Origin of the sequence: Pseudomonas sp. NC02 (assembly GCF_002874965.1) — a bacterium.
GTDB lineage: Bacteria > Pseudomonadota > Gammaproteobacteria > Pseudomonadales > Pseudomonadaceae > Aquipseudomonas.
This window is the reverse complement of the sequence record NZ_CP025624.1, coordinates 752,570-773,242: the sequence shown is the minus strand read 5'-3', so window position 1 is coordinate 773,242 and position 20,673 is coordinate 752,570. Positions and strand designations below refer to the sequence as shown.

The window sequence follows — 20,673 nt, the reverse complement described above, 5'->3', positions numbered from 1 at the left end:
AGATGTCCCATCGGTCAGCTTCTTTGACGATCAAGTGCCCAGTTCCAGCATCAGCCCACTCAAGCGTTTCACCTTGCGGCTCACCGCCTCTTCGAATACGCCACCCCGGGGTTCGATCAGGCTGAACCAGTCCTTGGCGCGGGTGATGCCGGTGTAGATCAGCTCTTTGGTGAGCACCGGGTTCAAGGCGTCCGGCAAAATCAGTGCGGTGTGGGTGAATTCAGAGCCCTGAGATTTGTGCACCGTCATCGCGTAGACGGTTTCGACGTCGTTGAGCCGGCTGGGCAACACAAACCGTACGCCGCCCTGGCCATCGTTGCGCGGGAACGCGACGCGCAGAACCTGCGGCCCGCCGTCGCTTTCGGGCAGCTTGAGGGCGATACCGATATCGCCGTTCATCAGGCCCAGGCCGTAATCGTTGCGAGTCATCAACACCGGGCGCCCTTCGTACCATTGCTGGTCGCTGTCGATCAGCCGAGCCTTGAGCAGCGCGGCGGTAATGCGCAGGTTCAGGCCCTCCACGCCCCATGGGCCCTTGCGTACGGCGCAGAGCAACTGGAATGCGTCGAAGGCTTTCAGCAGCTTTTGCGCCCAGAGCGTCCAGGCCTCGTCATCCCGTGGCGTCTCCAGGGACGGACGCGCGGTCTGCAGCAGTTTCAGGTAATGGCGATAACCGTGGGCACCGTCGCCATGGCCGTCCAGCACCAGGCGCTCCAGGGCATGGTCGTGCTCGCCCTTGAGGCTGACGCAAAACAGGTCGGCATGGCTGCGGGCAGCCAGCAGTTTGCGGGCCTGCTCAGGGTTTTGCTGGTTGACCCAGCGGGCCAGCTGGCCAATGCCGCTGCCTTCGCCGAAACGCCGCGAGTAACGCAGCATCACCACTTGTTGCGCCAAGGGGTGGCTACCGTCGAGGTCTTCCTGCAGGCCGCTGGCGCCGAGGTCTTCGCCGCTGACCTGTTGCAGCCACTGGCGGGTTTGCGGGCTGTAGAAACCGGCTTCGGCGTCGCGGCACAAATCCCCCAGCACCGCCCCGGCTTCAACCGAGGCCAACTGGTCCTTGTCACCCAGCAGCACCAGGCGAGCATGGGGTGGTAAGGCGTCCAGCAGGTTGGCCATCATTTCCAGGTCGATCATCGAGGCTTCGTCTACCACCAGCACATCCAGGGGCAACGGATTGCCGATGTGATGCCGGAAGTGTCGGGTGCCGGGACGGCTGCCGAGCAAACGGTGAACGGTGGTGACCTGGGTCGGGATTTTGTCCTTCACCGCATCAGGCACTTTCAGCGACAGCACTTGCTGGCTGATGGACTCGGTCAAGCGTGCGGCCGCCTTGCCGGTGGGCGCCGCCAGACGGATGCGCAACGCGCTGCCCGCTTCCACGGCGGGGGCCTGCAACAGCGCAAGCAAACGCACCACCGTGGTGGTCTTGCCGGTACCCGGCCCGCCGGTGACGATGCTGAATGCACCGCGGGTGGCCAAGGCGCAGGCGAGTTTTTGCCAGTCGACAACACCGTCTGGCGGGGCCTGGTCGAACAGGCGATTCAGGCGTTCGGGCAGATCGGCGGCAACGCTTTCCCGGGTGGCGAGTCGCAGGCGCAAAGCGCTGTCGATACGCCGTTCGTAGGTCCAGTAGCGGCGCAAGTACAGGCGTTTGCCCGACAGCACCAGTGGCCGGCTTTGCGCCTCCTCGCTGCCGTCGACGGCCAGTGCCACCAGACGGCTGGCGGCCAGGGCATGGCACCAATGGGCGCCGTCCAGGCCGTCGAGCAACTGTGATGGCAGTAGCATGACGCCGGTTTGCACATCGCCTTCGGGTGGCAGCGACAGAGCGAAATCCGGGGCCTTGAGGGTTTCGAACAGGTCCAGGCATACATGGCCATGGCCCAGTTGGTGGCTGGTCAGGGCCGCGGCCAGCAGGACTAAAGGATCAGCCTGCGGATCGAGTTCGTGGAGGAAGCCGACAAAGGCCTTGTCCAGCGCGCGCAACCAGCCGCGCTGCACCCAGAGATCGAGCAGTTGCACCAGGTCGGCGGCGCGGCTGAGGGGCGTCAGCTCCTCAAGCGGTAACGGCGACAGGCTCATAGCAGCTCTCCTTGTTCCCAGGCGGGCTCGGCCTTGGGTGGCAGCGGTTTGCCCTGGAACAGCAGGTCCAGGCTTTCGATCAATTCCCGGGGTGGTCGGGTGAAATACGCGCCCTGGCTCGCGGAATGGGTGCCCCGCAGGAACAGGTACAACGCGCCGCCGACGTGACGGTCGTAGTCGTAATCCGGCAGCCGCGCCTTCAGCTGGCGATGCAGGGCCAGCAGGTAAAGTACGTATTGCAGGTCGTAACGATGGTCGAGGATCGACAGTTCCATGGCCTGCTGCGTGTAGGCCGAATCATCGGGACCAAGCCAATTGGATTTGTAGTCGGCCACGTAGTAGCGGCCTTCGTGTTCAAAGGTCAGGTCGATAAAACCCTTGAACATGCCATTGAGCAGCACCGGTTCGGCGGCCACGCGGGATACGCCATTGTGAGTGTGCTGGCACACCAGTTTGTCGAGTGCGAGGACGTCGACCTTGTGGCTGGCAAACCAGAACTCCATTTCGATCTGGTACTGCCGCAACTCGCTAAGGGCCACCTGCCCGTTGCCCAGCGGCAACCGGGCTTGCAACAGATGCCCGAGCCAACCGCCGAGTGTGCCGATCCAGCCTTCCCAGCCACGTCGGTTGCAGCGGCGGGCAACCGCATCTTCGATGGCCTCCGGGGTAACATTGAAGCCTTCGCCGCCCGCCCATTCCAGCAGGCCATGGAGGAAGGTGCCGGGATTCGGCCCGCGTGGGAAACGGTGAATATCGCCACCGGAAGCCGGCACTTCGCGTGGGGCATCCGGGTCGAGGCGTTCGTCATCGAACAGCTTCTGCGCTTGTGGGCTTTCCGGCGCTTCGAGGCTCGCCGCACTCATGCTCTCGCCGATACGCAGCGCACTGTAGGAAGCGATCCACCAGTTTTCTGCCGCCTTGCGCTTGGGCAGCAGCGGCGCGAGCAAGGTGGCTTGGTTACGCGGCGGGTGGAATACGACCGCATCGGCCTCGGGCATTTCTGCGTAATGCAGTGCCGGGCAACCTTCCTGCAGGTCAAGCAACCAGCGGGCCAGGCCGCCGGACTCGCCAAGTGAAGCGCCGCCGCCGAGCAAGTAGCCCAGGGCCGACAGGTGCAGCACCGAGCTGTTGTTATTGCCACGCTTGAGGTCGGCGATGCCCAGCCAGCAGGCGTGTTTGGCGCGGGTCAGCGCCACGTAAAACAGACGCAAGTCTTCGGCCAGCCGTTCATCGTCGGCTTGGGCGATCAACTCGGCGGTGGGCCTGAGGCTGACCTGGGATTTGCCGTTTGCGTCGTGGTAATGCAACGGCAGGCGGCTGCCATCCACCGGTTTTGCCGAGCAAATGAACGGCAGGAAAACCAGGTCGTATTCCAGCCCCTTGGATTTGTGGATCGTTACCACTTTGACCAGTTGTTCATCACTTTCCAGGCGCAGGATCTGCTCTTCACCGGCCTGGCCGGAAAGCGCGAGATGTTCGGCCAGATGGCGAATCAGCGCTTGTTCACCGTCCAGCTCTGCGGCCGCCTGTTGCAGCAATTCCGAGAGGTGCAACAGGTTGGTCAATACCCGCTCGCCATCGCTGCGGGTGATCAGGGTTTGCGGCAATTTGAAGTCGTGCAACAGGCGCCGCAGCATCGGCAGCACGCCTTGGGTGCGCCAGATCGTACGGTAATCGCGGAACTGCATTACGCGTTGTTCCCACGCCAGTTCGTCCTGGTTCAAACGCTCCAGTTCGGGCAGCGACAGGTTCAAGGTGACGCAAGCCAGGGCGGCGCGCAGTGGGCGCTCGACGTCCGGCTCGGCACAGGCCTTGAGCCAGGCCAGCAGGTCGTGGGCTTCCTGGGCGGCGAACACAGAATCCTTATCGGAGAGGTAAACGCTGCGCACGCCACGGGCAGCCAGTTCACCGCGCACGGCCTGGGCTTCCTTGCCGTCGCGCACGAGGATGGCGATGTCTGACGGCAGCACGCCTTTGAAGCTAGCGTCTTTGCCGAGGAATCCGGCAGTTCCCTGCTGGCCGCCATTGAGTAACGCGACGATTTGACTGGCACAGGACGCGGCCAACTGTTGGCGGTAGAGCACGCCGGAGATCGGCTGGTCGGTGGGTAGATGCCAGAGATTCAGCGCAGGCAACGTCTGACCGTTGACCTGCAGTTGTTCCTTACGGCCTTGGGACAATACCGACTGGAACGGCACCGGATTCGTCCCGTCGGGCTCACGGAACAGGAACGCTCCACGGCCTTTTTCTGCGCGCTGGAATACGTGGTTTACCGCCTCGACCATGGCGTGGCTCGAACGGAAGTTGGTGCCCAGGGTGTGATGGCGGCCGGTGGTGGACTGGCGCGCGCGCAGGTAGGTGTAGATGTCGGCGCCACGGAAGGCGTAGATCGCCTGCTTTGGGTCGCCGATCAGAAACAGGCCGCTGTCGAGGTGGTTTTCTTCGATGCGGTAGATGCTGTCGAAGATGCTGTATTGCACCGGGTCGGTGTCCTGGAACTCGTCGATCAGGGCGACCGGGAATTGCTCGCGGATCACGCTGGCCAAACGCTCGCCGCCGTCGGCTTGCAGGGCGGCGTTGAGGCGGATCAGCATGTCGTCGAAGCCCATTTCGGCGCGCCGGCGCTTTTCTTCTTCGAAGCGTTTTCCCACCCAGCCGGCGGCGTGTTGCAGCACAGCAGCATCGGGCGTTGGCAGGGCGTCGAGGCTGGCCTTGAGACTGGCCATGGCGTCGATACCCGGATGGCGTGGTGGTTCGCCTTTCCAGGCTTCGGCCATGCCGTCGGGGGTCAGGCGGGTGAAACCGGTGCCGATGTCCAGTTGTTCGAGAGACTCGTCAGCTGCCCAGGCGCTGATTTTTTCGAACCAGGGTTCGAAGTAACGGGCTTGCATCTTGCGACCATCGACGGTTTTGGCGGCGACGGCCTGCAGGCAAATGTTGCGCAATTCTTCTGCCCATTGTTGCCAGGGTGCCTTGAGCGCGACGAGTGCTTGGCGGCGCTCTTGCAGGCATTCGTTGATCAGCTCGGCGGGGTCACGCGTTTCATCCGTGGGCCGCTCGCTGCCGAACAGCGCGCGTACCCGTGGCATCAGGGCCGCCGGGCCGCCCCAATTGTTGCGCACCCAGTTCAGCGCATCGTCGTGCATCGGGTAGCAGAACAGCCTCCAGTAGTCGCGCAGCACTTCGCCGAGCAGGTCGCTGTGGTCGGTCTCCAGGGTCTGGGTGAACAGGCTCCCGCTGTCGAAGGCGTGCTCGCGCAGCATGCGCTGGCACCAGCTGTGAATGGTCGAGACGGCGGCTTCATCCATCCACTGGGCGGCGATGTCCAGGCGATTGGCACAGCCGGGCCATTGTTCGGGGCTGTATTGGTCGCGCAGTTCCGCGATCAACGCGTCGGGTTCTTCGATTTCTTCGCGGAAAAAACGCGCGGCTTCTGCCAGGCGGATTCGGATGCGTTCACGCAGCTCTTTGGTGGCGGCATCAGTAAAGGTCACGACGAGAATTTGCGGCGGCAGCAACTCGCGGCCGAAGCCCGATTCGTCCCCTCCGTGGCCGAGTACCAGCCGCAGGTAGAGCGCTGAGATGGTAAATGTCTTGCCTGTGCCGGCACTGGCTTCGATCAGTTGGCTGCCCTTGAGCGGGAAGGCCAGGGCCAGGGGTTTTGTACCGCTCATGCGCTGGCCTCCGCGCTGGTGAGTGATCGCCAGGGAGCGTTGATCAACGGTCGATAGAGGGTTTCGCACCAGCCTTCGAACTCTTCGCTGGCCATCAAGGCGGCGTAGTCGGGGAACTGTCGGATGAGCGCAGGGCTTTCACGGCGCTCGCCGTCGCTGGTTTGGCCGTCGCCTTCGTAGGCTTTGCTGGCGGCGGCTTGCGCTTTGGCCGGGTCGGTTTGACCGAGCCAGGCGAATGCGGTTTTAACGGCGACCGGCAGTGGTTCGCTCATGCCGGTTTTCCAGGCGAGCAGCAGGTTGCCGAGGAGCTCCCGGGCTGTGGCTTGCTCAAGTGGGGCCAATAGCAGTGTGTCGTCGCTGGCGACCAGGCCGGTACTTAACGGAAGGCCGCAGGCACAGGCCACCAGGTGGTTGACCCATGGGCGAATCAGGCGATGCCACTTACGGGTCTTGATCGAGCCGATGCTGTTGGGGATGGCGGTGACGCTTAGAAAGCCGCCATCGCTGCGTTGATGCAGGCCACTGATCCAACCTTCCAGTTGGATGCCTTGATGCTCAAAAATGATCGGTTCGGCGCTGGTGTGCGCAGTGGGCCAGAGTGCCAGGAGTTGCTGGTAACGCTGCAACAGGTCGGGCAGAGGCTCGATCAGTTCTTTGCGCAGGCATTCGCCGAAACCAACCATCGGCAACAAGCCACTGCCTTGCAGACGCAGGGCCTGGGCGTTGAGGGCTTCGTCGAGGTTGTCGGGGCGGGTGAGTGCCGCCGTGAGCAAACTGTCGCTCAGGTTATAGCGCTGCAGTGCATCGAGGACGAAGGGTTCTTCATCTTCCAGCGGGACTTCGGCGGCTTCGAAAAATACTTTCAGGCGCTGGCTGAAGAAGTGTTTGACCGGGTTGCGCAGGAAGTCTTGCAGTTGGCCAAGGCTCAGCGGTTCTTCCTGGGTGTAGGGTGCGAGGCTGCCGGTATCGGGCAGGCTGTCCGGGATTGCGTGGAGCAACTGCCATTCGCGGGCGTAGCTGAACAGCTCGTCACCTTCATGGAAGTAGCGGGCGCTGAAGGGCTGGAGCGGGTGTTCCTGGGTGGTGGCTTCCAGGAGTGGTTCGCCACTGGTGGTGTGCCAGCCGCTGGCAATGTGGTCGCGCAACTGCCCGATCAGGACCGATGCCGGGCGGTCACTGTTGTCGCGGATACTGCGACCGACCCAACTGATGTAGAGCTGGTCGCGGGCGGAGAGCAGGGCTTCGAGCAACAGGTAGCGGTCGTCTTCGCGACGTGACCGATCGCCTGGGCGGTAGTCGCTGCCCATCAGGTCAAAGTCCAGCGGCGGTTGTGCGCGTGGGTAGTCGCCATCGTTCATGCCGAGTAGGCAAACCAGCTTGAATGGGATCGCGCGCATGGGCATCAAGGTACAAAAATTGACAGCTCCCGCGAGGAAGCGCTGGGACAGTCGGCCTTGGTCGAGGCCTGCCAGCCAGGCCTCGCGGACTACGGTCAGGGGTAATTCGTCATGCAGTCCGACGGACTCGCAGGTTTCCAGCCAGGTTTCTCTCAGTTGCTCGAGCTGACCCAACAGGTAGTCGTCGTGCTCGTTGCTCGGGAGGAAGAACAGCTGCATCAGGTTTTGCAGGCGCTCGCCCCACTCTGTCGGTGCGGCAGGTTGCGAAAGTGCCTGGTGGGCGTCGTGCAGCGCATCGAGCAGTGCGACCAGCGGTCCTATCAAGGCAGCATCGAGGCCGCCGATTTCATCGTACGGCTCGATGCCATCGCAGGCAGAGCCCGTACCGACGGCGTAGCCCAGGAGCATGCGACGCAGGCCGAACCGCCAGCTGTTTTGCTCCAGCTCCTGGGGTAAGCCGAGGCCGGCGCGTTGTTCGGCGTTGAGGCCCCAACGGATACCGGCGCCTTCGATCCAGCGGTGCAGGGTCGGCAGGTCGCGTTCCTTGATGGCGAAGCGTTCCCGCAGGGCCGGGACGTCGAGCAGGTCGAGGATTTCGCTGACCGGAAAGCGGCTGTCCGGGAGCTTGAGCAGGTGCTCGACGGCGATCAGTAACGGATCGCGGCCGCGCTGGCCCTGGTCCGTAAGCGTGAACGGAATGAAGCGTAGGTCGCTTCTTTCAAGCTGGCCGAATACGGCGCGAATATGCGGCGCGTAGTTGTCGACGTCGGGGACCATGACGATGATGTCCCGTGGGCGCAGCGTGGGGTCGGCGCTGAAGCGCTGCAGTAACTGGTCGTGAAGAACTTCAACTTCGCGTTGGGCACTGTGGGCGATGTGGAAGCGAATGGAAGTGTCGCGCGCCAGGTCGACGCTTGGCCAGAGTTCACGGGTTTCGTTGAGGGGGCGCAGTTCGAGGATGTCGTCCTGGAGTTGGTTGAGCAAGGTGGTGGGCTCGCTCTCGCTGAACAGGTCGATACGACCGTCACGGAATGCCGAGCGGTAACTGTTGGGGTCGTCGTAGCTGTCCAACAGGTTGATGTAGTCGCGACCTTGCTTACCCCAGGCAGCGAGCAGCGGGTGGGCGTGCTGATGCAGGGTTTGCGGGTCGATGGTGACCGGCATTCCGGCCTTGCGTGCCTGGCGCTTGTATTCGTTTCGGAGCAGGTCTTTGTCGGCGACGATGTCGGACCAGTGATGGCGACAAGGGTTGTGCACACACAGCAGCACCTGGCTGAAACGGGCGAGGCCGGCAAGGGCTTCCAGCGCTTGGGCTGGCAAGGAGGAAATGCCGAACACGATCACGCGGGAGGGCAGGCCTATCGGTGCCTGCTCCAGGCTATTGATGCGCTCGATAAAGCGTTGGTGAACTCCGGCGCGACTTTGAGCCATGCCCTCCTCTCCTACGTCCAACAGCAGGGCGCGCCACAGTTCGGCTTGCCAGCAGTTGGCCGGGCTCAAGGGTTTGGATTCGCCACGGCCATTGCGCAGTTGATGGCGACCGGCAGCCCAATCTTCCAGCCAGTCGGCACGGTAGACCTGGTATTGGTCGAACAGGTCGGCGAGGCGTTCCGCGAGTTGGTAGCGTTTGCGCAGATCCGTATCGTGGGTCAGGAAGCGTTGCAGGGGTTCGAAATGGGGCTGATCGATCAGCTCCGGCAACAGGCGCATGAGGCGCCAGGTCAGTGGGGCTTTATCCAGCAGGGACTTGGGCGGGATTTCGTCTTTGCCCAGGACCATGCGATAGAGCTGCCACATGAAGCTACCGGGAAGCTGCACATCAATAGCGGCAGCGATGCCGCAACCGCCCATGTCGTCGTCTTCAGGGTCTTCAGCCAGCGCCAGTTTCAGCCACTGGGCAATGCCGTTGCTTTGTACCAGGGCGATTTCGTTTTCCAGGGGAGCCAGCGGGTAACGGCGCATCCAGCTGACAACCAGGCTGCGCAGCTCATCCAGGCGGTTGCCGTGAACCACCATGAATCCAGCACTGAGGGACGTCGCATCCGGCATAACGGCTTCCTTGGGAAAAGCAAAATCGAGGGATGGACTTTAGCATTGAAGACAATCGTAGGCTGCAAGTGAGGAACACTTGGAGACGCTCGCCATACTTTCCGACCGCGCAAAACAAAACCCCTGACTGCGTAAGCAATCAGGGGTTCTGGAATTTAATCTTGACGATGACCTACTCTCACATGGGGAAACCCCACACTACCATCGGCGATGCATCGTTTCACTGCTGAGTTCGGGATGGGATCAGGTGGTTCCAATGCTCTATGGTCGTCAAGAAATTCGGGTACTGAGTCGCGGCCAGCTGGCCTCGCTTCAGCAAATTGGGTATGTGATAGCTTTCGGTGTTTTGCAAGATCTCGAACTTTCGGTTCGTTTCGTCTTCACACACCGCAATCTGGTCTCTTCGACGCAAATTGCTTGGGTGTTATATGGTCAAGCCTCACGGGCAATTAGTATTGGTTAGCTCAACGCCTCACAGCGCTTACACACCCAACCTATCAACGTCGTAGTCTTCGACGGCCCTTCAGGGAACTCAAGGTTCCAGTGAGATCTCATCTTGAGGCTAGTTTCCCGCTTAGATGCTTTCAGCGGTTATCTATTCCGAACATAGCTACCCGGCAATGCCACTGGCGTGACAACCGGAACACCAGAGGTTCGTCCACTCCGGTCCTCTCGTACTAGGAGCAGCCCCTCTCAAATCTCAAACGTCCACGGCAGATAGGGACCGAACTGTCTCACGACGTTCTAAACCCAGCTCGCGTACCACTTTAAATGGCGAACAGCCATACCCTTGGGACCGGCTTCAGCCCCAGGATGTGATGAGCCGACATCGAGGTGCCAAACACCGCCGTCGATATGAACTCTTGGGCGGTATCAGCCTGTTATCCCCGGAGTACCTTTTATCCGTTGAGCGATGGCCCTTCCATACAGAACCACCGGATCACTAAGACCTACTTTCGTACCTGCTCGACGTGTCTGTCTCGCAGTCAAGCGCGCTTTTGCCTTTATACTCTACGACCGATTTCCGACCGGTCTGAGCGCACCTTCGTACTCCTCCGTTACTCTTTAGGAGGAGACCGCCCCAGTCAAACTACCCACCATACACTGTCCTCGATCCGGATAACGGACCTGAGTTAGAACCTCAAAGTTGCCAGGGTGGTATTTCAAGGTTGGCTCCACGCGAACTGGCGTCCACGCTTCAAAGCCTCCCACCTATCCTACACAAGCAAATTCAAAGTCCAGTGCAAAGCTATAGTAAAGGTTCACGGGGTCTTTCCGTCTAGCCGCGGATACACTGCATCTTCACAGCGATTTCAATTTCACTGAGTCTCGGGTGGAGACAGCGCCGCCATCGTTACGCCATTCGTGCAGGTCGGAACTTACCCGACAAGGAATTTCGCTACCTTAGGACCGTTATAGTTACGGCCGCCGTTTACCGGGGCTTCGATCAAGAGCTTCGCGTTAGCTAACCCCATCAATTAACCTTCCGGCACCGGGCAGGCGTCACACCCTATACGTCCACTTTCGTGTTTGCAGAGTGCTGTGTTTTTAATAAACAGTCGCAGCGGCCTGGTATCTTCGACCGGCATGAGCTTACGGAGCAAGTCCTTCACCCTCACCGGCGCACCTTCTCCCGAAGTTACGGTGCCATTTTGCCTAGTTCCTTCACCCGAGTTCTCTCAAGCGCCTTGGTATTCTCTACCCAACCACCTGTGTCGGTTTGGGGTACGGTTCCTGGTTACCTGAAGCTTAGAAGCTTTTCTTGGAAGCATGGCATCAACCACTTCGTCATCTAAAAGATGACTCGTCATCAGCTCTCGGCCTTAGAATCCCGGATTTACCTAAGATTCCAGCCTACCACCTTAAACTTGGACAACCAACGCCAAGCTGGCCTAGCCTTCTCCGTCCCTCCATCGCAATAACCAGAAGTACAGGAATATTAACCTGTTTTCCATCGACTACGCTTTTCAGCCTCGCCTTAGGGACCGACTAACCCTGCGTCGATTAACGTTGCGCAGGAAACCTTGGTCTTTCGGCGTGGGTGTTTTTCACACCCATTATCGTTACTCATGTCAGCATTCGCACTTCTGATACCTCCAGCAAGCTTCTCAACTCACCTTCACAGGCTTACAGAACGCTCCTCTACCGCATCACCCGAAGGTGATACCCGTAGCTTCGGTGTATGGTTTGAGCCCCGTTACATCTTCCGCGCAGGCCGACTCGACTAGTGAGCTATTACGCTTTCTTTAAAGGGTGGCTGCTTCTAAGCCAACCTCCTAGCTGTCTAAGCCTTCCCACATCGTTTCCCACTTAACCATAACTTTGGGACCTTAGCTGACGGTCTGGGTTGTTTCCCTTTTCACGACGGACGTTAGCACCCGCCGTGTGTCTCCCATGCTCGGCACTTGTAGGTATTCGGAGTTTGCATCGGTTTGGTAAGTCGGGATGACCCCCTAGCCGAAACAGTGCTCTACCCCCTACAGTGATACATGAGGCGCTACCTAAATAGCTTTCGAGGAGAACCAGCTATCTCCGAGCTTGATTAGCCTTTCACTCCGATCCACAGGTCATCCGCTAACTTTTCAACGGTAGTCGGTTCGGTCCTCCAGTTAGTGTTACCCAACCTTCAACCTGCCCATGGATAGATCGCCCGGTTTCGGGTCTATTCCCAGCGACTAGACGCCCTATTAAGACTCGCTTTCGCTACGCCTCCCCTATTCGGTTAAGCTCGCCACTGAAAATAAGTCGCTGACCCATTATACAAAAGGTACGCAGTCACAGAACAAAGTCTGCTCCCACTGCTTGTACGCATACGGTTTCAGGATCTATTTCACTCCCCTCTCCGGGGTTCTTTTCGCCTTTCCCTCACGGTACTAGTTCACTATCGGTCAGTCAGTAGTATTTAGCCTTGGAGGATGGTCCCCCCATATTCAGACAAAGTTTCTCGTGCTCCGTCCTACTCGATTTCATGACTAAGAGATTTTCGCGTACAGGGCTATCACCCACTATGGCCGCACTTTCCAGAGCGTTCCGCTAATCTCAAAGCCACTTAAGGGCTAGTCCCCGTTCGCTCGCCACTACTAAGGGAATCTCGGTTGATTTCTTTTCCTCAGGGTACTTAGATGTTTCAGTTCCCCTGGTTCGCTCCATACACCTATGTATTCAGTGTAAGGTAACCATCTTATGATGGTTGGGTTCCCCCATTCAGACATCTCCGGATCAAAGTCTGTTTGCCGACTCCCCGAAGCTTTTCGCAGGCTACCACGTCTTTCATCGCCTCTGACTGCCAAGGCATCCACCGTATGCGCTTCTTCACTTGACCATATAACCCCAAGCAATCTGGTTATACTGTGAAGACGACATTCGCCGAAAATTCGCAATTACTTACAAATTTTACCTTAGCCTGATCCGTTACCAGTGAAAGTAACGTTCAGTCTATCTTTCTATCACATACCCAAATTTTTAAAGAACGATCTAATCAAAGACTAGAAATCAATATTCATTGGCGAATATTCATTTCTAAACTCTAACAGTAGAAACAGTTAATGGTGGAGCCAAACGGGATCGAACCGTTGACCTCCTGCGTGCAAGGCAGGCGCTCTCCCAGCTGAGCTATGGCCCCATAACAAAATTGGTGGGTCTGGGCAGATTCGAACTGCCGACCTCACCCTTATCAGGGGTGCGCTCTAACCAACTGAGCTACAGACCCAATTTCGAGCGCGTAACTGATTAGCTAAGAGCTATCAGCTTGGAGCTTAAAGCTGCTTCTATCGTCTTCTTCAATGAATCAAGCAATTCGTGTGGGAACTTATGGAGCAGCTGATGTCGTCGATTAAGGAGGTGATCCAGCCGCAGGTTCCCCTACGGCTACCTTGTTACGACTTCACCCCAGTCATGAATCACACCGTGGTAACCGTCCCCCGAAGGTTAGACTAGCTACTTCTGGTGCAACCCACTCCCATGGTGTGACGGGCGGTGTGTACAAGGCCCGGGAACGTATTCACCGCGACATTCTGATTCGCGATTACTAGCGATTCCGACTTCACGCAGTCGAGTTGCAGACTGCGATCCGGACTACGATCGGTTTTCTGGGATTAGCTCCACCTCGCGGCTTGGCAACCCTCTGTACCGACCATTGTAGCACGTGTGTAGCCCAGGCCGTAAGGGCCATGATGACTTGACGTCATCCCCACCTTCCTCCGGTTTGTCACCGGCAGTCTCCTTAGAGTGCCCACCATTACGTGCTGGTAACTAAGGACAAGGGTTGCGCTCGTTACGGGACTTAACCCAACATCTCACGACACGAGCTGACGACAGCCATGCAGCACCTGTCTCAATGTTCCCGAAGGCACCAATCTATCTCTAGAAAGTTCATTGGATGTCAAGGCCTGGTAAGGTTCTTCGCGTTGCTTCGAATTAAACCACATGCTCCACCGCTTGTGCGGGCCCCCGTCAATTCATTTGAGTTTTAACCTTGCGGCCGTACTCCCCAGGCGGTCAACTTAATGCGTTAGCTGCGCCACTAAGAGCTCAAGGCTCCCAACGGCTAGTTGACATCGTTTACGGCGTGGACTACCAGGGTATCTAATCCTGTTTGCTCCCCACGCTTTCGCACCTCAGTGTCAGTATCAGTCCAGGTGGTCGCCTTCGCCACTGGTGTTCCTTCCTATATCTACGCATTTCACCGCTACACAGGAAATTCCACCACCCTCTACCATACTCTAGCTCGTCAGTTTTGAATGCAGTTCCCAGGTTGAGCCCGGGGATTTCACATCCAACTTAACGAACCACCTACGCGCGCTTTACGCCCAGTAATTCCGATTAACGCTTGCACCCTCTGTATTACCGCGGCTGCTGGCACAGAGTTAGCCGGTGCTTATTCTGTCGGTAACGTCAAAACAGCAAAGTATTAATTTACTGCCCTTCCTCCCAACTTAAAGTGCTTTACAATCCGAAGACCTTCTTCACACACGCGGCATGGCTGGATCAGGCTTTCGCCCATTGTCCAATATTCCCCACTGCTGCCTCCCGTAGGAGTCTGGACCGTGTCTCAGTTCCAGTGTGACTGATCATCCTCTCAGACCAGTTACGGATCGTCGCCTTGGTGAGCCATTACCCCACCAACTAGCTAATCCGACCTAGGCTCATCTGATAGCGCAAGGCCCGAAGGTCCCCTGCTTTCTCCCGTAGGACGTATGCGGTATTAGCGTCCGTTTCCGGACGTTATCCCCCACTACCAGGCAGATTCCTAGGCATTACTCACCCGTCCGCCGCTCTCAAGAGAAGCAAGCTTCTCTCTACCGCTCGACTTGCATGTGTTAGGCCTGCCGCCAGCGTTCAATCTGAGCCATGATCAAACTCTTCAGTTCAAACATCTTTGGGTTTTTAAGAAACCCTAAACTTGGCTCAGCAATCGTTGGTTACATCTTTGATTTCTCGCGGAGTAACTTGTGATGCTGATAATCTTGTTGACTATCAGTCTGACTCCACAAGCACCCACACGAATTGCTTGATTCAGTTGTTAAAGAGCGGTTGGTTAAGATCTTTCGTCTCAACCGAGGCGCGCATTCTACAGCAGCCTCATTTGCTGTCAAGTGATTATTTTCAGAAGTTTTCAAAGTTTCCTTTGTAACTTCAACCACTTGCGCTTCCGATCTCTCGTTAGCGGGAGGCGAATTCTACAGCGTTACACGCTGCTGTCAACACCTCTTTTTCTCCGCTTTCGACCGAGAAGATCGAAACGTTAATAGGGCCAAACAACACTGCCTTACTAACTCCTTCTAGGCTTCGATGATCTGAAGCAACCCGCTGTCGAAACCTACATAACTCTTTGTTTACCAAGGAGTTTTCCGTTTCGACTGCGCCGGAAGTGGGGCGAATTATAGACTTCCAGAATCTGCCGTCAACACCTTTTTTCACAATACTGTCATATCGGTCAAAAAAGCCCTGAAAAGCAAAGGCCGGCCCCAAGGGGCCGGCCTTCTACTTACCGAACCTACAAGCTAGGAAAGGCAAACTGCGACGCCTCATGACTGGCCCGTTGCGGCCAGCGCTGGGTAATCGCCTTGCGACGCGTATAGAACCGCACCCCATCCGGCCCATAGGCATGCAAGTCGCCAAACAGCGAGCGCTTCCAGCCACCAAAGCTGTGATAAGCCACCGGCACCGGCAACGGCACGTTGACGCCAACCATACCCACTTCAATCTCGTCACAGAACAACCGCGCCGCCTCACCGTCACGGGTGAAGATACAGGTGCCGTTGCCGTACTCGTGATCGTTGATCAACTGCATGGCCGCTTCCAGGCTGTTCACCCGAACCACACACAGCACCGGCCCGAAGATCTCTTCTTTATAGATGCGCATCTGCGGGGTCACGCGGTCGAACAAACTGCCCCCCAGGAAGAAGCCATCTTCATTACCGGCAATACTCAGGCCACGACCATCGACGACCAACTCAGCACCCGAAGAAACGCCGTCCTCTATATAGCCACTGACTTTATCGCGCGCCTGGCCAGTGACCAGCGGCCCCATGTCCAATCCACACGTGGTGCCCGCACCAATCTTCAGCGCCTTGATCTGCGGCACCAGCTTGGCGACCAATGCGTCAGCCACCTGGTCGCCGACACACACGGCAACAGAGATCGCCATGCAACGCTCACCGCAAGAACCATACGCCGCGCCCATCAAGGCACTGACAGCGTTATCGAGATCCGCATCCGGCATCAGCACCGCATGGTTCTTCGCCCCGCCCAACGCCTGTACACGCTTGCCGCGCTTGGTGGCTTCGGAATAGATGTACTCGGCGATCGGCGTCGAGCCGACAAAGCTCAACGCCTTGACTTCCGGCGCTTCGATCAGCGCATCCACCGCGCCTTTATCGCCATGCACCACACTCAGCACGCCTTTAGGCAAGCCAGCTTCCTGCAACAACTGTGCAATCAGCAGCGTCGAGCTTGGATCACGCTCCGACGGCTTGAGGATGAAGCAGTTACCGCAGACGATCGCCAGCGGATACATCCACAACGGCACCATCGCCGGGAAGTTGAACGGCGTAATACCGGCCACCACACCCAACGGCTGGAAGTCAGACCAGGCATCGATATTCGGGCCAACGTTACGGCTGTACTCGCCCTTGAGGATTTCCGGCGCCGAGCACGCGTACTCCACGTTCTCGATCCCGCGCTTGAGCTCACCGGCCGCATCTTCCAGGGTCTTGCCATGCTCTTCGCTGATCAGCTGGGAGATACGCGCTTCGTTCTGCTCAAGCAATTGCTTGAAACGAAACATCACCTGGGCACGCTTGGCCGGTGGCGTGTTACGCCAGGCCGGGAAAGCTGCCTTGGCCGAATCGATGGCGCTTTGAATGGTTTCACGGCTGGCCAACGGCACCTGGTGAATCACCTGGCCAGTCGACGGGTTGTACACGTCGGCAGTGCGACCGTTTTCGGTGACCAATTGGCCGTTGATCAAATGCTGGATGAGGCTCATGCAGGGCTCCTGAAAAGTTGTTCTATATAGAAGGAGGAATCAGTCGATCTTGTTCAGCACTTCGCCGACCGCATCGAACAAGCGATCCAGGTCCTGCGGCTTGCTGTTGAAGGTTGGGCCGAACTGCAGGGTGTCGCCGCCAAAGCGCACGTAGAAGCCGGCTTTCCACAAGGCCATGCCCGCTTCGAACGGACGCACGATGGCATCACCATCACGCGGGGCAATCTGGATCGCACCGGCCAGGCCATAGTTACGAATGTCGATCACGTTCTTGCTGCCCTTCAGGCCGTGCAGCGCATTCTCGAAATGCGGTGCGACTTCGGCCACGCTCTGCACCAGGTTTTCCTTCTGCAGCAGGTCGAGTGCCGCCAAGCCAGCCGCGCAGGCAACCGGGTGGGCCGAGTAGGTGTAGCCGTGCGGGAACTCCACCGCGTACTCAGGCGTCGCCTGATTCATGAACGTCTGATAAATCTCGGTGCTGGCAATCACCGCGCCCATCGGGATCGCGCCGTTGGTGACTTGCTTGGCAATGCACATCAGGTCCGGGGTCACACCGAAGCTGTCAGCACCAAACATCGAACCGGTACGACCGAAGCCGGTGATCACTTCGTCGAACACCAACAGGATGTTGTGCTGATCGCAGATCTCACGCAGACGCTTCAGGTAACCCTGCGGCGGAACCAGCACGCCGGCAGAGCCCGCCATCGGCTCAACAAACACCGCGGCGATGTTCGACGCATCGTGCAACTCGATCAGCTTGAGCAGCTCGTCCGCCAAGGCAATCCCGCCCAGCTCCGGCATGCCACGGGAGAACGCATTGCTCGCCAGCAGGGTGTGAGGCAGATGGTCAACATCCATCAGCCCCTGACCAAAAATCTTACGGTTACCGTTCACGCCGCCCAGGCTGGTACCGGCGATGTTCACGCCGTGATAACCACGGGCACGGCCGATCATCTTGGTCTTGGTCGCCTGGCCTTTCAGGCGCCAGTACGCACGCACCATCTTCACCGCGGTATCGGCGCACTCGGAGCCGGAGTCGGTGAAGAACACATGGTTCAGGTTGCCCGGGGTCAGGTCGGTAATCTTTTCTGCCAGTTGGAACGACAACGGATGACCGTATTGGAAGCCCGGCGAGTAGTCCAACGTACCCAGTTGCTTGGAGACCGCTTCCTGGATTTCCTTGCGGGTGTGCCCGGCGCCGCAGGTCCACAGACCCGACAGCGAGTCATACACCTTGCGCCCCTTGTCATCGGTCAACCAGCTGCCTTCGGCCGCCACGATCAGGCGCGGGTCACGATGGAAGTTACGGTTGGCGGTGTACGGCATCCAGTGCGCGTCCAGCTTCAATTGGCTGGCCAGGGTGGACGGAGCGTTTTCGGGCATGTTCATGAGCAAAACCTCGCAAGGCAAAAGGCAGCGTCGGGATTGAAAAGCGTTGTTGCAGCTAAATTGCCACGGGGATAAAGTCGGTGAAATCCAACTCTTCTAACCTTCAGTCAGGCCTTCACTAAACTATGAGCAGCCGTCGACCCGACCCTCTGGCCCAAGTCAGCGACTTCGATATCCGACTGTTGCGCATCTTTCGCAGCGTGGTGGAGTGCGGTGGCTTCTCGGCGGCGGAAACCGTACTGGGGATTGGCCGCTCGGCCATCAGCCAGCAAATGAGTGATCTTGAACAGCGCCTTGGCCTGCGCCTGTGCCAACGCGGGCGGGCGGGGTTTTCCCTGACCGAGGAGGGACGCGAGGTGTACCAGTCGGCGTTGCAGCTGCTCAGCGCCCTGGAAAGTTTTCGCACCGAGGTCAACGGCCTGCACCAACACTTGCGCGGCGAACTGATCATCGGCCTGACCGACAATCTGGTCACCCTGCCCCACATGCGCATCACCCACGCCCTGGCACAGTTGAAGGAACGCGGCCCGGATGTACAGATCCAGATCCGCATGATCGCCCCCAATGAAGTCGAACAAGGGGTGCTCGACGGCCGCCTGCATGTCGGCGTAGTCCCCCAGGCCAGCGCCTTGTCGGGACTTGAATACCAGCCGCTGTACAGCGAACGCTCGCTGCTCTATTGCGCAGTGGGCCACCCGCTGTTTTACGCCGACGACAAGCAACTGGACGACGACCGCGTCAACAGCCAGGACGCCATCGCCCCGACCTTCCGCCTGCCCGCGGATATCCAGGCGCACTACCAGGCACTCAATTGCACCGCCAGTGCCTCGGACCGCGAGGGCATGGCCTTCCTGATCCTGACCGGCCGCTACATCGGCTACCTGCCCGACCACTACGCCAGCCTGTGGGTACAACAAGGCCGACTGCGCGCGCTGAAACCGGCTACACGTTTTTACGATTTGAGCCTCGCTTCGGTCACGCGCAAGGGCCGTCGCCCTCATTTGGTGCTGGAAAGTTTTCTCGAAAGTCTGGCCGCAACGCGCTAACACGGGCCTTACAGAAAAACCTGAGCAGCTGGACAGCTTTTTGCAAGACAAGGGGATCTCGAACCGTCAGCCATGAGTTCCCCGCCATGACGCCAGAATCCAACACCCCCAGCGACCTGATCTACGGCCTCAACGATCGGCCCAAACCTTTGCCTGCATTGCTTGCCGCGTTGCAGCATGTGTTGGCTGCCTTCGTCGGCATCATCACCCCGCCGCTGATCATCGGCTCTACCCTGGGCCTGACCGCCCACCTGCCCTACCTGATCAGCATGGCATTGATGGTTTCCGGTGTGGGCACCTTCATCCAGGCGCGCAGGCCGTTTGGCATTGGCGCCGGGATGATCTGCCTGCAGGGCACCAGCTTCGCGTTTCTCGGCGCCGTATTGTCGGCCGGGTTTCTGGTCAAGCAACGCGGCGGCAGCCCGGAAGACATCCTGGCGATGATTTTCGGTATCTGCTTCTTTGGCGCCGCAGTGCAGGTCGTGTTGAGCCGTTTCATCGGTCAGCTCAAAAGGGTAATCACGCCGCTGGTGACCGGCATCGTCATCACACTGATCGGCATCAGCCTGATCAAGGTCGGCATCACTGACCTTGGAGGCGGCTTCAATGCCCCGGACTTCGGCGCGCCAACCAACCTGGCACTCGGCCTGTTCGTGGTACTGACCATCATCCTGCTGAACCGCTCGAACACGCCATGGGTACGGCTCTCCGCCATCATCATCGGCCTCGCACTGGGCAGCCTCGCCGCCTGGTTCAGCGGCAAGTTGGTGCCCCAAGCCTTGCCTGACTTGCCATTGATCAGCCTGCCTACACCGTTCCACTTCGGTTTCAATTTCGATTGGAGCGCTTTCCTGCCGGTAGCACTGATTTATCTGATCAGCACCATCGAAACCGTCGGCGACCTCACTGCCAATTGCATGATCGCCCGCCAGCCCATCAGCGGCCCTTCCTATATAGGCCGACTCAAGGGTGGCGTACTGGGAGATGGCATCAGTTGCATGATCGCCGCCACCTTCAGTGCCTTTCCCAACACCACATTCGCCCAGAACAACGGCGTGATCCAGCTGACCGGCGTGGCCAGCCGTTACGTCGGCTTGTACATCGGCGCGGTACTGTTTTGCCTCGGGCTGTTTCCGTTGATTGGTGCGGTGCTGCAGCAAATCCCCAAGCCGGTGCTGGGCGGCGCAACCCTGGTGATGTTCGGCAGCGTAGCGGCGGCCGGCGTGCGCATTCTCGCCCAGGCCCCGCTGGATCGGCGCAGCATGCTGATCATCGCCACCTCGTTCGGCGTCGGCCTGGGGATCGCGGCGCAACCGAACCTGCTGCACCTGATGCCAACCCTGGTGCAGAACCTGTTCGACTCGGCCATCACCAGCGGCGGCCTGACCGCCATCGTATTGTGCCTGCTGCTACCTGAAGCCAAGGCTCCCGTGGATGCCGCAAACCGGACCCTGGAAAGCGACACTCTGGAGCCGCTTTAAGGGTTTTATCGTATCGGGACTTGTCTGGGGCTTGAGGGTGGGTTATCTGTGCACACGTCGCCTTCA

At 58.8% G+C, this 20,673-nt stretch carries 7 protein-coding genes, 2 tRNA genes and 3 rRNA genes; 2 read left to right on the top strand and 10 right to left on the bottom strand.

Translation table 11 applies throughout. The features are described 5' to 3' along the window. Positions 1-30: 30 nt before the first annotated feature. From recD to C0058_RS03435, 10 genes are all read right to left on the bottom strand, one after another. Complete coding sequence (gene recD / locus C0058_RS03485) at positions 31-2,082, bottom strand: exodeoxyribonuclease V subunit alpha (RefSeq protein WP_008430617.1); 2,052 nt, start codon at positions 2,080-2,082, stop codon at positions 31-33. Continuing rightward, positions 2,079-5,756 (bottom strand): exodeoxyribonuclease V subunit beta, encoded by a 3,678-nt coding sequence (recB, locus tag C0058_RS03480; RefSeq protein WP_102368025.1) that lies wholly within the window; start codon positions 5,754-5,756, stop codon positions 2,079-2,081. The genes recD and recB overlap by 4 nt, the downstream gene beginning before the upstream one ends. Continuing rightward, complete coding sequence (gene recC, locus C0058_RS03475) at positions 5,753-9,202, bottom strand: exodeoxyribonuclease V subunit gamma (protein WP_102368024.1); 3,450 nt, start codon at positions 9,200-9,202, stop codon at positions 5,753-5,755. The genes recB and recC overlap by 4 nt, the downstream gene beginning before the upstream one ends. A gap of 159 nt (positions 9,203-9,361) precedes the next feature. Beyond that, positions 9,362-9,477, bottom strand: a 5S ribosomal RNA gene (rrf, locus tag C0058_RS03470). Positions 9,478-9,630: 153 nt separating this feature from the next. Beyond that, positions 9,631-12,524: ribosomal RNA gene (locus tag C0058_RS03465) — 23S ribosomal RNA — on the bottom strand. A gap of 224 nt (positions 12,525-12,748) precedes the next feature. Continuing rightward, positions 12,749-12,824: transfer RNA gene (locus C0058_RS03460), tRNA-Ala, on the bottom strand. Between the two features lie 10 nt (positions 12,825-12,834). After that, positions 12,835-12,911, bottom strand: a tRNA-Ile gene (locus C0058_RS03455). Between the two features lie 124 nt (positions 12,912-13,035). Further along, positions 13,036-14,571 (bottom strand): 16S ribosomal RNA (locus C0058_RS03450). The 16S, 23S and 5S rRNA genes sit together here with 2 tRNA genes alongside, the layout of an rRNA operon. A gap of 626 nt (positions 14,572-15,197) precedes the next feature. Further along, positions 15,198-16,691: a CoA-acylating methylmalonate-semialdehyde dehydrogenase gene (locus tag C0058_RS03440; protein WP_003211182.1), complete on the bottom strand. Its 1,494-nt coding sequence runs from the start codon at positions 16,689-16,691 to the stop codon at positions 15,198-15,200. 39 nt (positions 16,692-16,730) lie between these two features. Then, positions 16,731-18,080, bottom strand: a complete 1,350-nt coding sequence (locus C0058_RS03435) for an aspartate aminotransferase family protein (protein ID WP_008430786.1) — start codon at positions 18,078-18,080, stop codon at positions 16,731-16,733. A 125-nt stretch (positions 18,081-18,205) separates the two neighbouring features. Here C0058_RS03435 and C0058_RS03430 point away from each other — a divergent pair, with 125 nt between their 5' ends. Then, on the top strand, positions 18,206-19,126 hold the full coding sequence (locus tag C0058_RS03430; protein ID WP_087693467.1) for a LysR family transcriptional regulator: 921 nt from the start codon (positions 18,206-18,208) through the stop codon (positions 19,124-19,126). Positions 19,127-19,212: 86 nt separating this feature from the next. Beyond that, on the top strand, positions 19,213-20,607 hold the full coding sequence (locus C0058_RS03425; protein WP_102368023.1) for a uracil-xanthine permease family protein: 1,395 nt from the start codon (positions 19,213-19,215) through the stop codon (positions 20,605-20,607). The last annotated feature ends 66 nt before the right edge of the window (positions 20,608-20,673 follow it).

Coding starts and splice junctions, on each gene's coding strand:
- recD (WP_008430617.1), bottom strand. CDS start 2,082: ATGAGCCTGTCGCCGTTACCGCTTGAGGAGCTGACGCCCCTCAGCCGC.
- recB (WP_102368025.1), bottom strand. CDS start 5,756: ATGAGCGGTACAAAACCCCTGGCCCTGGCCTTCCCGCTCAAGGGCAGC.
- recC (WP_102368024.1), bottom strand. CDS start 9,202: ATGCCGGATGCGACGTCCCTCAGTGCTGGATTCATGGTGGTTCACGGC.
- C0058_RS03440 (WP_003211182.1), bottom strand. CDS start 16,691: ATGAGCCTCATCCAGCATTTGATCAACGGCCAATTGGTCACCGAAAAC.
- C0058_RS03435 (WP_008430786.1), bottom strand. CDS start 18,080: ATGAACATGCCCGAAAACGCTCCGTCCACCCTGGCCAGCCAATTGAAG.
- C0058_RS03430 (WP_087693467.1), top strand. CDS start 18,206: ATGAGCAGCCGTCGACCCGACCCTCTGGCCCAAGTCAGCGACTTCGAT.
- C0058_RS03425 (WP_102368023.1), top strand. CDS start 19,213: ATGACGCCAGAATCCAACACCCCCAGCGACCTGATCTACGGCCTCAAC.